This is a genomic window from Telluria sp. ZT3P26 (genome assembly GCF_059686035.1).
The window spans coordinates 23,552-37,110 of record NZ_JCASII010000005.1; the positions used below are offsets into that span (position 1 = coordinate 23,552).

At 63.3% G+C, this 13,559-nt stretch carries 11 protein-coding genes, 1 other RNA gene and 1 riboswitch; of the genes, 5 read left to right on the forward strand and 7 right to left on the reverse strand.

What is annotated here, in order from left to right:
• Positions 1 to 160 precede the first annotated feature (160 nt).
• The 3 genes from tssF to AC56LN_RS16570 all read left to right on the forward strand — a co-directional run bounded on the left by tssF (position 161) and on the right by AC56LN_RS16570 (position 3,688).
• Positions 161 to 1,993, forward strand: a complete 1,833-nt coding sequence (tssF, locus tag AC56LN_RS16560) for a type VI secretion system baseplate subunit TssF (RefSeq protein ID WP_499573344.1) — start codon at positions 161 to 163, stop codon at positions 1,991 to 1,993.
• Positions 1,994 to 1,996: 3 nt separating this feature from the next.
• Complete coding sequence (gene tssG, locus AC56LN_RS16565) at positions 1,997 to 2,959, forward strand: type VI secretion system baseplate subunit TssG (RefSeq protein WP_499573345.1); 963 nt, start codon at positions 1,997 to 1,999, stop codon at positions 2,957 to 2,959.
• A 99-nt stretch (positions 2,960 to 3,058) separates the two neighbouring features.
• Positions 3,059 to 3,688, forward strand: coding sequence for a type 1 glutamine amidotransferase domain-containing protein (locus AC56LN_RS16570; RefSeq protein WP_499573347.1), 630 nt, complete (start codon positions 3,059 to 3,061; stop codon positions 3,686 to 3,688).
• 28 nt (positions 3,689 to 3,716) lie between these two features.
• Here the strand turns inward: AC56LN_RS16570 and AC56LN_RS16575 are convergent, their stop codons facing one another.
• The 4 genes from AC56LN_RS16575 to AC56LN_RS16590 form a co-directional block, all read right to left on the reverse strand.
• Positions 3,717 to 4,271 carry a manganese efflux pump MntP gene (locus AC56LN_RS16575; protein ID WP_482897870.1) on the reverse strand — a complete coding sequence of 185 codons (555 nt, stop codon included), beginning with the start codon at positions 4,269 to 4,271 and terminating at the stop codon, positions 3,717 to 3,719.
• Positions 4,272 to 4,445: riboswitch (yybP-ykoY riboswitch) on the reverse strand.
• A 106-nt stretch (positions 4,446 to 4,551) separates the two neighbouring features.
• Positions 4,552 to 5,664, reverse strand: a complete 1,113-nt coding sequence (locus AC56LN_RS16580) for an acyltransferase family protein (RefSeq protein WP_499573349.1) — start codon at positions 5,662 to 5,664, stop codon at positions 4,552 to 4,554.
• A 275-nt stretch (positions 5,665 to 5,939) separates the two neighbouring features.
• Positions 5,940 to 6,273, reverse strand: a transfer-messenger RNA (tmRNA) gene (gene ssrA, locus AC56LN_RS16585).
• Positions 6,274 to 6,381: 108 nt separating this feature from the next.
• Positions 6,382 to 6,990 (reverse strand): glycine zipper 2TM domain-containing protein, encoded by a 609-nt coding sequence (locus AC56LN_RS16590; protein WP_499573351.1) that lies wholly within the window; start codon positions 6,988 to 6,990, stop codon positions 6,382 to 6,384.
• A 219-nt stretch (positions 6,991 to 7,209) separates the two neighbouring features.
• On the opposite strand from AC56LN_RS16590, the gene AC56LN_RS16595 reads away from it, so the two are divergent.
• Positions 7,210 to 8,178, forward strand: a complete 969-nt coding sequence (locus AC56LN_RS16595) for an IS1595 family transposase (protein ID WP_499573353.1) — start codon at positions 7,210 to 7,212, stop codon at positions 8,176 to 8,178.
• Between the two features lie 68 nt (positions 8,179 to 8,246).
• On the opposite strand, the gene AC56LN_RS16600 is transcribed toward AC56LN_RS16595, so the two are convergent.
• The 3 genes from AC56LN_RS16600 to ompA all read right to left on the reverse strand — a co-directional run bounded on the left by AC56LN_RS16600 (position 8,247) and on the right by ompA (position 10,521).
• Positions 8,247 to 8,954: an HAD family hydrolase gene (locus tag AC56LN_RS16600; RefSeq protein ID WP_499573354.1), complete on the reverse strand. Its 708-nt coding sequence runs from the start codon at positions 8,952 to 8,954 to the stop codon at positions 8,247 to 8,249.
• Between the two features lie 4 nt (positions 8,955 to 8,958).
• Positions 8,959 to 9,663, reverse strand: coding sequence for a bifunctional 2-polyprenyl-6-hydroxyphenol methylase/3-demethylubiquinol 3-O-methyltransferase UbiG (ubiG, locus tag AC56LN_RS16605; RefSeq protein ID WP_482897873.1), 705 nt, complete (start codon positions 9,661 to 9,663; stop codon positions 8,959 to 8,961).
• 156 nt (positions 9,664 to 9,819) lie between these two features.
• The gene (ompA, locus tag AC56LN_RS16610) at positions 9,820 to 10,521 is read right to left on the reverse strand and encodes an outer membrane protein OmpA (protein WP_499573357.1); all 702 of its coding nucleotides are present in this window, start codon (positions 10,519 to 10,521) and stop codon (positions 9,820 to 9,822) included.
• A gap of 374 nt (positions 10,522 to 10,895) precedes the next feature.
• On the opposite strand from ompA, the gene gyrA reads away from it, so the two are divergent.
• Positions 10,896 to 13,511, forward strand: coding sequence for a DNA gyrase subunit A (gene gyrA, locus AC56LN_RS16615; protein WP_499573359.1), 2,616 nt, complete (start codon positions 10,896 to 10,898; stop codon positions 13,509 to 13,511).
• Positions 13,512 to 13,559 lie beyond the last annotated feature (48 nt).

The following is a 13,559-nucleotide window of genomic DNA, read 5'->3' on the forward strand; positions in this document are numbered from 1 at the left end:
TGGGGAACCCATGATTTTACTGACTTATTGTCAAGACCGGGGGAAAGCGGCACTGTCCGCGCACCACGGCCTGCGGTCGATCGGTGCGTGGTTACTGCGCCTGCGCAACGCCCCTGCGCGCGATCTGATCGACCGTAGCAGTCAGCCTGAGGAGACTGCAATGAACGAACTGCTGCCTTACTACGAGCGCGAGCTGGTGTACCTGAACACGGTCGGCCGCGAGTTTTCCCACCAATATCCGCGCCTGGCCGCCGAGCTTGGCCTGGGGGCCGAAGGCAGCGAGGATCCGCATGTCCGCCGCCTGATCCAGGCCTGCGCGCTGCTCAATGCGCGCACCGCAAAAAAGCTCGACGACGATTATCCGGAGCTGACCGGGGCGCTGCTGGCCAGCCTGTATCCGCACTTTTTGCACGGCATCCCGAGCTGCGCGATCGTGCACGTCGACGACCGCGACCGCCAGGCACACCCGGCGGGGCTTGGCCACGTGCACGTGGTGCCGCGCGGCACCGAGATGACATCGCTGGCGGCGGGCGGCGCGCCATGCCGCTTTCGCACGACGGCCAGCCTGACCCTGGCGCCCGTGACGGTGGCGCGCGCCTGGTTCTCGCCGGTGGCGCATGTGCCGCCACGGATCCGGCTGCCGGCCGGCGCCAGCGCGGGCATCAGCATCACGTTCGACAGCGCCATGCCGTGCCGGCTGTTGCCCGGCCTGGGCCTGGCGCGCCTGCGGCTGCATGTCGCGGGCGACGCGCTGCTGACGGCCGCGCTGATCGACAGCCTGTGCATGCACACGCTCGAGACCTGGGTCGAGACGCAAGGGCAGGACCGCTGGCGCCGCCTAGACCGTCCCGTCCTGTCGCTCGGCGGCCTGGAGGCGGACGAGGCCCTGGTGCCGGAACCGGCGCATGCCCATCCTGCCTACCGCTTGCTGACGGAATACTTTGCCTTCCCCGACAAGTTTCACTTCCTGGATGTCGACCTGGCGGCGCTGGCGCCGATGTTTCCCGCCGGCGCGCGGCGCTTTACGCTGCACATGCTGCTGGCCGGCGTGCACGTCGATTCAGGCCCGGCCCGCGTCCTGCGCGCGCTGTCGGGCGAGCATGTGATCGCAGGCTGCGCGCCGGTCGTGAACCTGTTCCGGCAAGCGGCTGCGCCGGTGCGCATCACGCACCGTTCAGCGATGTACGACGTGGTCCCGAGCCGGCCCGAAGACCATGTCGAGGTGGTCAGCATCGACGCGGTGCAACTGCTGACGACGCGCGACGGCAAGACGCGCGCCGTTGCCGCGCATCCCTGTTACGGCCTGCGCCATGGCGACGCCGGCGACGGCCAGCGTTACTGGTTCGTCCGCAGCGACGACGGGGGCGACCGCCGGCAACGCATGCAGATCGGCTTCAGCGACGATGACCGGGCGCTGGCCGGACTCGACACAAGCATTGCCTCGATCGACCTGACCTGCAGCAACGGCCTGGCGGCCTGCGCGGTGGACTCGGGCGCGCCGGGCGGCGATCTGGCCAGTGAAGCAGCGACCGGCGGGCTGCCCATCCGCCTGTTGCGCAAGCCGTCGGTACCGCTGCACTTCGGCAACCGCGATGGCACGGGCTGGCGCCTCGTGGCCCAGCTGGCGCTGAATCACCGTTCGCTGGCCGAGCTGGACACCTTCCGCGACACGCTGGCGCTGTACGACCTGGTGCGTTCTGGCAGTTCGCAGCGCCAGATCGCCGGCCTGCGTGCGTTGACCACGTTGCCGGCCACGGCATGGCTGCGCAACCGGCATGGCGCCACGCTCGTGCACGGTACCGAAATGCGCCTGACACTGGATGAAGAAGCGTTTGCCGGCAGCAGCCTGTATGTCTTCGCCCAGGTGGTCAGCCGCTTTCTGGGCCTGTATGTTCACGTAAACAGTTTCACGCGGCTCGTGCTGGTCTCTGGCCAGAGCAGCAGGGAATTGCTGCGCTGTGAACCGCGCAGCGGCGATCTGACGCTGGTGTAGCCAGTGATTGCCGACCTGCTGGCGCATCCGCAGCGCTACGAATTCTTCCAGGCAGTGCGCCTGCTGCTGCGCTGGCTGGATCGGCAGGGGATCGCCCCGGAGCAGGCGCTTGGCGGCGTGATCCGCTTTCGCAGCAGCGTCAGTCTGCGCTTTCCGCCCAGCGAGATCGAGGCCATCGACCCCGTCACCGCGGGCAGGCCGGCAGTCACGGTCACGCCCGCGATGATGGGCCTGCTCGGCACGATGGGCGCCTTGCCGCTGCACTACACCGAACGGTTCGCTGCCTGGGAACTGAGCAACCGCGACGCCGGGCCGCGCGCCTTTCTTGATCTGTTTTCCAGCCGCCAGGTGGCGCTGTTCTACCGGGCCTGGTGCAAGTACCGCGTGCGTGAACCGCTCGACGCGGGCAGTGACCGTTTTGAGCCACTGTTGCTGGCGCTGGCCGGCGTGGCACCGGGACGTGCAGATGGGCGTGGCGATGATCCGGCCGCGCTGGCCCGGTTTGCCGCGCCCCTGCGCAGCCGGGTGGTCAGTGCCGATTTGATCACGCGCGTGCTCGGGAACTACCTTGGTGTGGCAGTGCGCGTCGAGCAATTTACAGGGTGCTGGGACATCCTCGAACCGGGTCAGCGCACCCGGCTGGCACAGGGTAATTGCGTGCTGGGGGCCGGTGCCACGGCGGGGGCGCGGCTGCGGCGGCCCGAGCTCGGCATCCGCATTCGCCTGGGGCCGCTGAACGCCAGCGCGTTCGCGCGGTTCCTGCCAGGGCAGGCAGGCAGTCGCGCGCTGGCGGCGTTGCTGACGCGCTTTGCAATTGACATCCCGTTTCGCGAGCTGCAGGTCGTGCTGCAGCGCGCGGCGATCCACGGCGTCCGCCTGGGTGGTCCCACGCGGCTGGGGCTGGATGACTTCCTGTGCACGCGCAGTGCGGCATGCGACCGTGACGACATGTGCTACCTGCTCTGATAACAGGTTTGATTCCTGATGGCACGCGCGCGCCACATAAGCTGTGCCCGGCCTACAATCGATGTCAACGAATTAACACACCATCGACCAGGAGGCACCATGCAACAACCAGACAATATGCAGCCGGCAGATCATCTCGAACCAGCCGCAACCCAATCCGTTGACGCCCGCCGCGTCGCTGTCCTGATGACCGACGGCGTCGAGCAGGTCGAATACACGAAGCCGCGCGCGTTCCTCGAAGCACAGGGCGTGACGGTCGTGCTGGTCTCGCCAAAGAAGGTGGGCGAGCAGATCCAGGGCTTCAATCACATGGAACCGGGTGACAAGTACGCGGTCGAACTGAACGTGAAAGACGCCAACCCGGACGACTTCGACCTGCTGCTGCTGCCGGGCGGCGTGGCCAATCCCGACAATCTGCGTTCGAGCCCGGAATCGATCGCCTTCATCAAGGCATTTGGCGACGGCGATAAGCCGATTGCCGCGATCTGCCACGGCCCATGGCCGCTGATCGACGCCGGCATCGCCGAGTCGAAGCACATGACCAGCTGGCCGACGCTGCAGATCGACCTCGTCAATGCCGGCGCCGAATGGACCGATGACGAGGTGGTCGTCGATGGCAAGCTGATCACCAGCCGCAAGCCGGATGATATTCCGGCGTTCAACGAAGCCATCATGAAGCAATTAATGGTGCAGCAAGAAGCCGGCACCGATCCGGGGCCGACTTCGTAATCAGTCAGCCGTCAGCGGCCGGGCTGCGTCACTGCAAGTGTTCCCACAGCGTGACGCAACCGACCGCAATCAATACCAGGCCGCCGAAGATCTCGGCGCGCTTGCCTGCCAGGGCGCCGATGCGGCGGCCGACCAGCATTCCCAGTGTCACCATCGTCAGCGTCGCCAGGCCAATGGCCAATGCCGGCCAGACGATGTGGGTGGCCGTAAAGGCCAGGCTCACGCCGACGACCATCGCATCGATGCTCGTGGCAAAACCCGTCAATGCCAGCAGCCACAGTGGCCGGTTGGAGTCTTCTGCATCTTCCGGTGGAGACAAGCCTTCGTGGATCATGCGCACGCCGAGTCCGCACAGCAGGACAAAGGCGACCCAGTGATCCCAGGTCTCGACGTAGGACGCGGCAATGCTGCCCAGCGCCCAGCCGACCAGTGGCGTCACGCCCTCGATCACACCGAACAGCAGGCCCACCTTCAATGCATCCTTGAACCGTACGTGATGGCGGCGCGCACCCATGGCGATAGCGACGGCAAAGGCGTCGGTGGACATGGCGAAGGCGAGGATGAGAATGGCGACGAGAGACATGACAGCTTTCCGATCGGGCACGACAAAAGGCATGTCGCGTGGCCCGAACGTCACGCAAACATGCCAATGGTCTTGCCAACCGAAAGGCTTTCGCACCATGACGTTGAGCGTCAAGTATGTTGATGCGAGAACTTCTGAAGTGAAGCAGGCTACTCCCCAAGGGCGGCGCTATGGTAACCCAGCAGTAGCCAATCGGCAAGGTGCGTTATGTGCGCGTGATGCGGGCGTTAAGGATGCGTTAGCACCACGTTGCCGGCATCAGGCCAATATCAGGCCAGCATCAGGCCAGCACCGGGCGGCGTCGCGGCGCCCACCTCAGCGCGCGGCCGATCGGTAACTCGACGCCGTAATGGAACAGGGCGCCGGCGACCATGCTGGCGATCCAGGCCACGATGACGCCGGCAGTTTGCACGAGTACGTCCTGCGGTGCGAAGCGGGTGAACGCGGCGTTGACGACGAGGCACACGGGGAAGTGCACCAGGAAGATGGAGAACGAAATGTTCCCGGCGAAGCTGATGATGCGCCATTGTCCGCGGTCAGTTGTCGCGGTGTGCAGGCGGCCGAACGCGACCAGTACGCACGCGATGAGCAGCGCGAGCGCGATGCGACTGCGGAAATCGACCGTCAGCGACAGCAGCGCCGGTACGGTCATCAGCAGCAGCAGGATGGCAGTCGAGCGCGGGCGACGGGCGGGATCGCTTGCCCACCAGGCCAGCGCGCCCAGGCCATAACTGCCGAGAAAGTAGGGTGCCCAGACGTCCCAGTCGGTATCCAGGTTGAAGTACAGCAGCGAGGCGCCGGCGGCGATTGCGGTCAGGGTCGGGATCAGGTACGCCGACACGGGCTGTGCTCGGCTGCAGGTCCAGAGCAGGATGCTGAACATCGCATACAGCTGGAGATCGATGGCGACGTACCAGGCGCCGGCTGACAGCGCGTCATAGGCGAGTACGTCGTGCAGCAGGAATGCGTGTGCGAGCAATTGCCCGCCGCTGGGTGGCGCGGAAATGGCGTCGTGGGTCATCCAGAAGCTTGCCAGCCACGACGCGGCAACGGCGAGCAGGATCGCCACGAAGAACGGGGGGGCCAGCTTGGTGTAGCGGCGCAGGATGGTGGTCAACGGGTTGGACGGGCCGGACAGCGCCTTGGGTGATAACGACTTTGCGGCAAGGAAGCCGCCGATGACGAGGAAGACCTGGACGGCGATGCGGGCGTCCTGGGCGAGCCAGTCGATCAGGTCGGGGAATGCCTGGCGCGTGTGGTCGGCCATGGGGCCGTAGAAGGCCAGGTGGTGCAGGACGATCAGTTGGGCTGAGATGGCTTTCAGCAGGTTGATCGTGGGGTAGTTTTCTTGGCGTTGTGGTGTTGTCGGGGTGGGGCTGGGTGTGGACTTCATGTGCTTTCCGGGATGCTGCTGACGTGCTCGTTGGGGCGCTATCATAGCTGATCTTGCTAGAAAGACATGGGGGCGGTGTGTGTGGGGATGTTTTTGGGGTGGCTGGCTGTGATATCGCGCTCTGATGTAAAGCTGCGGCGTTTTAGCAGAGGCGGAAGGGCAGGAAATCGCGGGGCGATTTCCCTCTGGTCAGGCGAATCGGAGAGCCTTGCGCTTGCAAGCGCAAGGCGGATTTCCGGCGGGGAGCGGTGCTCCCCGAATTCCCGGAAATCCCCCGCGTCCGCAAGCACTCTACAGACAGTTCTACATACTTAGCACTATCATTTAATTTAGCCCGTACAGCGCGGATGTGCACGCTTTGGACAGGCGAGTTACCTTAAATTTCGGAAACAACCAAGTAACCCGGCTGAGTCCTAGCCTCTGTAAATGACTCTACTAGTCTTGCGACTCACCCCAGAGGCGAGGTGTTGTAGAGCTAGCAGCAATTAAGCTGCTTGTGCGTACGAGTTATCGTTTGCAGTTATTGATTTCTGGATGTATTTACGAGGTAACCAGTCCTCGGTATGCCCTGCGCTGCTTTGCAACCCACGTCGAAACCAGGTCGCCCCCAGTGTCGAGAAGCTTTATTGTACTCCATGAGCTGGCGATGTACAGCCGTTTTCACTTGCCTTGCTCTAAAGTTGCCGCAAGCTGCAGAGCTTGCGGCGAGAGTCTCACTTAACGATTGCGGTTGGCGATTTCGTTGCCGAGCATGCCGCCGCCGATCACGCCGGCCACGGTGGCCAGCTTCTTGCCGTTGCCGCCGCCGATCTGGTTACCGATCAGGCCACCGATGACGGCGCCGGTACCGATACCCACGTAGTTAGGCTGCGCTGGCGCTGGTTCGGCATAGCGCCGCTGTTCGTAGTGCACCTGCTTCGGCGCTGCGTGCACCACGCGGGTTTTCTCGACCACGCGCACCACCGGCTTTTCCTTGATGATCACGGTCGGCTGCTGCTGCTGGGCCACTGGCTGGGCGTAGGCCAGCTGGTTGGCGGGCACCATGGCCGGGACCATCGCAGGGACCAGTTGCTGCTGGTTGGCCGCGACTGGCACCAGCTGGCCGTTCTGGACCATGTAGCCGTTCGGCACTTGCAGGCCAGGCTGCTGCATGCCAGGTTGCTGCAGATTGTATGGCGACGTGGCGGCGAGCGGCATTGGCTCGGGCGCGCTCTTGGACGAAGGCAGCAGACCAGTGATCGCTGCGGCACCGGTCAGGCTGACGATGATGACCGACGCTGCTGCGGCTGCCATCATCGGGTGAATGCGGTTGGTCGTGTTTTGCATGATCTGCTCCAGTAAGTTATTGCTTGTTCGTATGGATGTAGATTACTGGCGGGGCCGCTTCGAAGCTAGACGCATCCCTGTATCAATCGTAAAGAGATGTAAGTCCTCATCCATGGCTGGCACAAACAAAAAGGCTCAGTTAGCGTTAAATAGAGACTAACTTTGAACTGACGAGCAGTCCAGTGGTCCAAACCCTGTCCCCAGCGTCAGGAGTCGATCATGAAAGCGCCACGTTTCAAGGGCTGGTTCGCAAAACTGCCTTCGTTGAACCAGCCGCAGCGCCGGCAAGTGCTCGATGCCCTGCATCCTGCAGCCGGGCTCGCTCAGGTCGTCGCACTCATCAGCGAGGCCAGATCGCCAGGTCGCTGCTGCCCCAGATGCGGTAACGAACGCTGCTACCGACACGGGTTCGCCAACGACCTGCAGCGCTTCCGCTGCTGTGCCTGCGGCCGCACCTTCAACGACCTCACCGGCACGCCCCTGGCGCGGCTCAGGCTTAAGGCCAGATGGCTCGCGTACTCGCAGGTGCTGCTCGCCTCACTGTCCGTACGCAAGGGCGCAGATCGGGTCGGCGTGCACCGCACCACCGCATTCCGGTGGCGCCACCGCTTCCTGCACTGGGTCAAGCTCGACCGGCCCGCGGCCCTGAATGGCATCGTCGAGGCTGACGAAACTTTTCTGCTCGAGTCACAAAAAGGTTCGCGCACGCTCGAACGGCCACCGCGCCGTCGTGGCGGGCGCGCTGCCAAACGGGGCATTTCCAGCGAACTGGACTGTATCCTGGTCGCGCGCGACCGCGAGGGGCGCACTATCGATGCCGTGACCGGCCGCGGGGCACTCACCGCTGCGCAACTTGCCCGAGACTTGCTGCCCATGCTGGACCGGCAGGCGTTGCTGGTCAGTGACAGCCATGCTGCCTACCGCGCCTTCGCGCGCAAGCACAGGATCGCGCACGAGACGGTCAATGTGCGCGCTGGCGTGCGGCTGAGGCGTCTGGGCAGTCTTGCCATCCACGTGCAGAACGTGAACGCTTATCACCAGCGCTTCAAGGCCTGGCTTCAGGGCTTTCGTGGCGTGGCATCGCATTACTTGCCGAATTATCTGGGCTGGCGCTGGGCGCTGGACGGTGAGCGGGTTATGTTGCCAGAACAATTGCTCCGCATTGCTATCAGTGTCATCAACAGATAACGCTGACTGCGCCAACAAAAATGGCGCCCGGAAGAGGGCGCCATCGTGAGGAAGTCAGTCGAACCCGTTCAGGCCGCCCGCTCCGCGCGCGACGTGCTGTCCGCTGCTTCACGCAATGCAGCCAGCAATTGATCTGGCGTGTCGAACAGATAGTCGGCGCCCCAGGTCGACGGCGCAATCGCACCGCAATAACCCCAGGCGCAGGCCGCCGTGATCATGCCTGCGGCCTTGCCGGCCTCGATATCGCGCAGGTCGTCACCGACATACCAGCACTGTTCTGGTGCAACGCCGAGCCGGCGCGCGCCTTCGAGCACCGGCGCCGGGTGCGGCTTGGCAAACGCCGTCGTGTCACCGGAAACGATGCAGCCGGCGTGCGCCAGTGCAATCTGCGGCACCAGCGGGTCGGTAAAGCGCGATGGCTTGTTGGTGACGATGCCCCACGCCATGCCGGCTTGCTCGATGCCGGTCAGCAGTTCGTTGATGCCGTCGAACAGTGTCGTATGGGTCGACATGGCTGTCTGGTAGCGGTCGAACCAGGCCAGGCGCAGCTCTTCGTAGCCATCGTCGCCCGGCGCCAGGCCAAAGGCGGCACCGATCATGCCGCGCGCCCCAGCCGAGGCGGTGGGACGCAACACCTCGTACGGCGTTTCGGCCAGGCCCCGTTCGGTGCGCAGCCAGTTGACGGCCGCAGCCAGGTCGGGCGCGGTGTCGGCCAGCGTGCCATCGAGGTCGAACAGGACGGCGCGCGGCGCCGGAATCGAAGCAGGGAAGGTCATCGGATCACAGGGGTTTGGTGCACGCCACCATGTAGTTCACACTGGTGTCGCTGTTGAGCGAATAGATCTTGGTCAGCGGGTTGTAGGTCAGGCCCTTGAGGCCATCGACCTGCAGGCCGGCCTGACGCACGAACTGCGACAGCTCGGCTGGCGTGATGAACTTGCCGTAATCGTGCGTGCCGCGTGGCAGCATGCGCAGGATGTACTCGGCGCCGATCACGGCGAACAGGTACGACTTCGGATTGCGGTTGAGCGTCGAGAAGAACAGGTGGCCGCCAGGTTTGACCAGGGCTGCCGCGGCGCGCACGATCGAGGCCGGGTCGGGCACGTGTTCCAGCATTTCCATGCAGGTGACCACATCGAACTGGCCGGGCTCTTCTTGCGCCATGTCTTCGGCAGCGATGTGCTTGTAACGCACCTCGACGCCCGATTCCAGGCTGTGCAGGTCAGCGACCTTCAGCGCTTTTTCGGACAAGTCGATGCCGGTGACTTTGGCGCCTTTTTTTGCCATCGACTCGGACAGCACACCGCCGCCGCAACCGATGTCGATCACGTTCTTGCCGGCCAGCGGCACGCGCGCGTTGATCCACTCGAGGCGCAGGGGATTGATCTCGTGCAGCGGCCGGAATTCCGAGGTTGGATCCCACCAGCGGTGGGCCAGTTCGCTGAACTTCTGAATTTCTGATGGGTCTGAATTTGTCGTCGTCATAGCCTGGAATAATAGCGGAAATCGACTTTGCCCGGCGGGCAAGGTTGCCCCCGCGCCGAAGGGGGGATAATTTGTCGCTGCGCGCATGAAAAAACCCCGCCGTGGCGGGGTTTTTGCGGGGCCGCTGTGGCCCCCTGAGGGTCCTGCGTGGCCTGATTACTTGGCGCCGCGGGTACCGACCACTTCGATTTCCACGCGACGATTCTGTGCGCGGCCTTCGGCAGTAGCGTTGTCGGCCTTAGGCTGGCTCTCGCCCTTGCCTTCGGTGTAGATGCGGGTTTCTTCGATGCCCTTGCCCTTCAGGTAAGCCTTGACAGCTTCTGCACGGCGGATCGACAGTTTCTGGTTGTACGCATCGGTGCCGACCGAGTCAGTGTGACCGACGGCGATGATGACTTCCAGGTTCATGTCGCCCAGCTTGCCGCTCAGCTCATCCAGCGATGCCTTGCCGGCTGGCTTCAGGATCGCCTTGTCGAAATCGAAGAATGCGTCGGCCGAGTAGCTGACTTTTTCCGAGGTTGGCACTGGGGCTGCAACAGGGGCCGGTGCCGGTGCTGGTGCAGGGGCGACTGGCGCTGGTGGCGCGACGCACTTGCCGTTTTCAAGCTTTTCTGGCTCGACGCACAGTGGCGCGTCGCAACCTGGGACCGCATCAGCCGGGGTCCAGTAGCCGGTACGCCAGCACAGACCGAAAGGATTGCGTGCGATCACGCCGCGGCTGTCCTGCACATAAGCACTGTATGGGGTGCGCGCTTGCAGGTCAGTGGTCAGCGGCGCGTAAGGTGGGGCGCTTTGGGCAGAAGCGACGCCCGCGATGGCGGCCGTTGCTGCGAACAGAACAGTGATCATTTTTTTCATATTCTTTTCCTTTCGGTAAATTCCGTGTCGATTCAGACAGTCTCCATGTGGTCATAACAATAACATGTTGGCTGCTCTGTCCGTTTCGTATTGTGAAACAAGCAATTGACTTCCTGGCCATTCTGCCACACGCACCAAAATCGTACGACTGCACCCAAATCAAACACCGAGCATTTGTTGCTTGACGTTGTTTAAGCGCAACATTTAGCCAAGTATGCATCCTTGGTGACGACAATACTGGAACTTTTGGGTGATCCCCCGCGGTTTTTTGCTGCCAAAAAGGCATGGCCCGGAATTGAGCAACTAGGATGTCCCGCGTGGTAGAATCGCCCGCTGTAACTTATAACTTTCGCCTGAAAGCAGTCGACCCGCCAATGGATCAATTCGCAAAAGAAACAGTCCCGATTTCCCTCGAAGAAGAGATGCGCAAGAGCTACCTCGATTACGCGATGAGCGTGATCGTGGGCCGCGCACTGCCGGATGTGCGGGACGGCCTGAAGCCGGTGCACCGCCGCGTCCTGTACGCGATGCACGAAATGAACAACGTGTGGAACCGGCCTTACCTGAAGTGCGCGCGCGTCGTCGGCGACACGATGGGCAAGTTCCACCCGCATGGCGACTCGTCGATCTACGACACGCTCGTGCGCATGGCGCAAGACTTCTCGCTGCGCTACACGCTGGTCGATGGACAGGGCAACTTCGGTTCCATCGACGGCGACAGCGCCGCGGCGATGCGTTACACCGAGTGCCGCCTGGACAAGATTGCCGGCGAAATTCTGGCCGACATCGACAAGGACACCGTCGACTTCCAGCCGAACTACGACGGCAAAGAGAAAGAGCCGACCGTCCTGCCAACCCGCATCCCGAACCTGTTGATCAACGGTTCGTCGGGCATCGCGGTCGGCATGGCCACCAATATTCCGCCGCATAACCTGTCCGAAGTGATTGCCGGCGCGATGCACGTGCTGCACAACCCGGACTGCACCATTGACGAGCTGATCGAGCTGATCCCTGCGCCGGACTTCCCGACCGCTGGCATCATCTATGGCGTCTCGGGCGTGCGCGACGGTTACCGCACCGGTCGGGGCCGCGTCGTGATGCGCGCCAAGACCCACTTCGAAGAAATCGGCCGCGACGGCGCCCGCACGGCGATCATCATCGATGAGCTGCCGTACCAGGTGAACAAGAAGTCGCTGCTCGAGCGCATCGCCGAAAACGTGCGGGACAAGAAGCTCGAAGGCATTTCCGACATCCGCGACGAGTCCGACAAGTCGGGCATGCGCGTTGTGATCGAGCTCAAGCGCGGCGAAGTCCCTGAAGTCGTGCTGAACAACCTGTACAAGCAGACGCAGCTGCAGGACACGTTCGGCATGAACATGGTGGCGCTGGTCAATGGCCAGCCGAAGCTGCTGAACCTCAAGCAGATGCTCGAGTGCTTCCTGTCGCACCGCCGCGAAGTCGTCACGCGCCGTACCGTGTTCGAACTGCGCAAGGCGCGCGACCGCGGCCACATGCTCGAAGGCCTGGCCGTCGCGCTGGCCAATATCGACGACTTCATCGCGATCATCAAGGCGGCGCCATCGCCACCGGTTGCCAAGGTCGAGCTGATGCAGCAAGCCTGGGATTCGTCCCTGGTGCGCGACATGCTCAACCGCACCGAAACCGGCGCGGCCGGCGGCATCGAAGCCTTCCGCCCCGAGCACCTGCCGAAGCACTACGGCATGCAGCCGGATGGCCTGTACAAGCTGTCGGACGAACAGGCGCAAGAAATTCTGCAGATGCGTCTGCAGCGCCTGACGGGCCTGGAGCAGGACAAGATCGTCAACGAGTACAAGGAAGTGATGACCCACATCGCCGACCTGCTCGACATCCTGTCCAAGCCGGAACGCGTGACCACGATCATCGTCGACGAAATGACGGCGATCAAATCCGAGTACGCCGACAATGGCAAGGATGCGCGCCGTTCTGCCATCGAGCACAATGCCAGCGACCTCGAAACCGAAGACCTGATCACGCCGCAGGACATGGTCGTGACGCTGTCGCACTCGGGCTACATGAAGTCGCAGCCAGTGTCCGAATACCGCGCGCAAAAGCGCGGTGGCCGTGGCAAGCAGGCGATGGCAACGAAAGAAGACGACTGGATCGACCAGCTCTTCATCGCCAACACGCACGACTACATCCTGTGCTTTTCCAACCGTGGCCGCATGTACTGGCTCAAGGTCTGGGAAGTGCCGCAAGGCTCGCGTAATTCGCGCGGTAAGCCGATCGTCAACATGTTCCCGCTGCAGGACAACGAGAAGATCACCGTCGTGCTGCCGCTGCAGGGCGAGAACCGCACCTTCCCTGAAGACCACTACGTCTTCATGTCCACGTCGCTGGGCACTGTCAAGAAGACGCCGCTGCGCGACTTCTCCAATCCACGCAAGGCCGGCATCATCGCGGTCGACCTGGATGAAGGCGACGTGCTCGTTGGCGCGGCGCTCACCGACGGCAAGCACGATGTGATGCTGTTCTCCGACGCCGGCAAGGCCGTGCGCTTCGACGAGAACGACGTGCGGCCGATGGGCCGTACGGCGCGCGGTGTGCGCGGCATGAACCTCGAAGAAGGCCAGGAAGTCATCGCGCTGCTGGTAGCCGAGAACGAGCAGCAAACTGTTCTCACCGCGACCGAAAACGGCTTCGGCAAGCGTACCCCGATCACGGAGTACACGCGCCATGGCCGCGGCACCAAGGGCATGATCGCGATCCAGACCTCCGAGCGTAACGGCAAGGTGGTGGCGGCCACGCTGGTCGAGCCAAGCGACGAGATCATGCTGATCACGACGGGCGGCGTGCTGATTCGCACCCGCGTGTCCGAGATCCGCGAGATGGGCCGCGCGACGCAGGGCGTGACCCTCATCGCTGTCGAAGACGGCACCAAGCTGTCGGGCCTGCAGCGCATCGTCGAAACCGACCTCGAAGAAGTCGAGTTCGAGCCGGCGCCCGAGTAATATCGTACCAGGCAGGGGCGAGCTGTCGTCCCTGCTGCTGCCATTCCG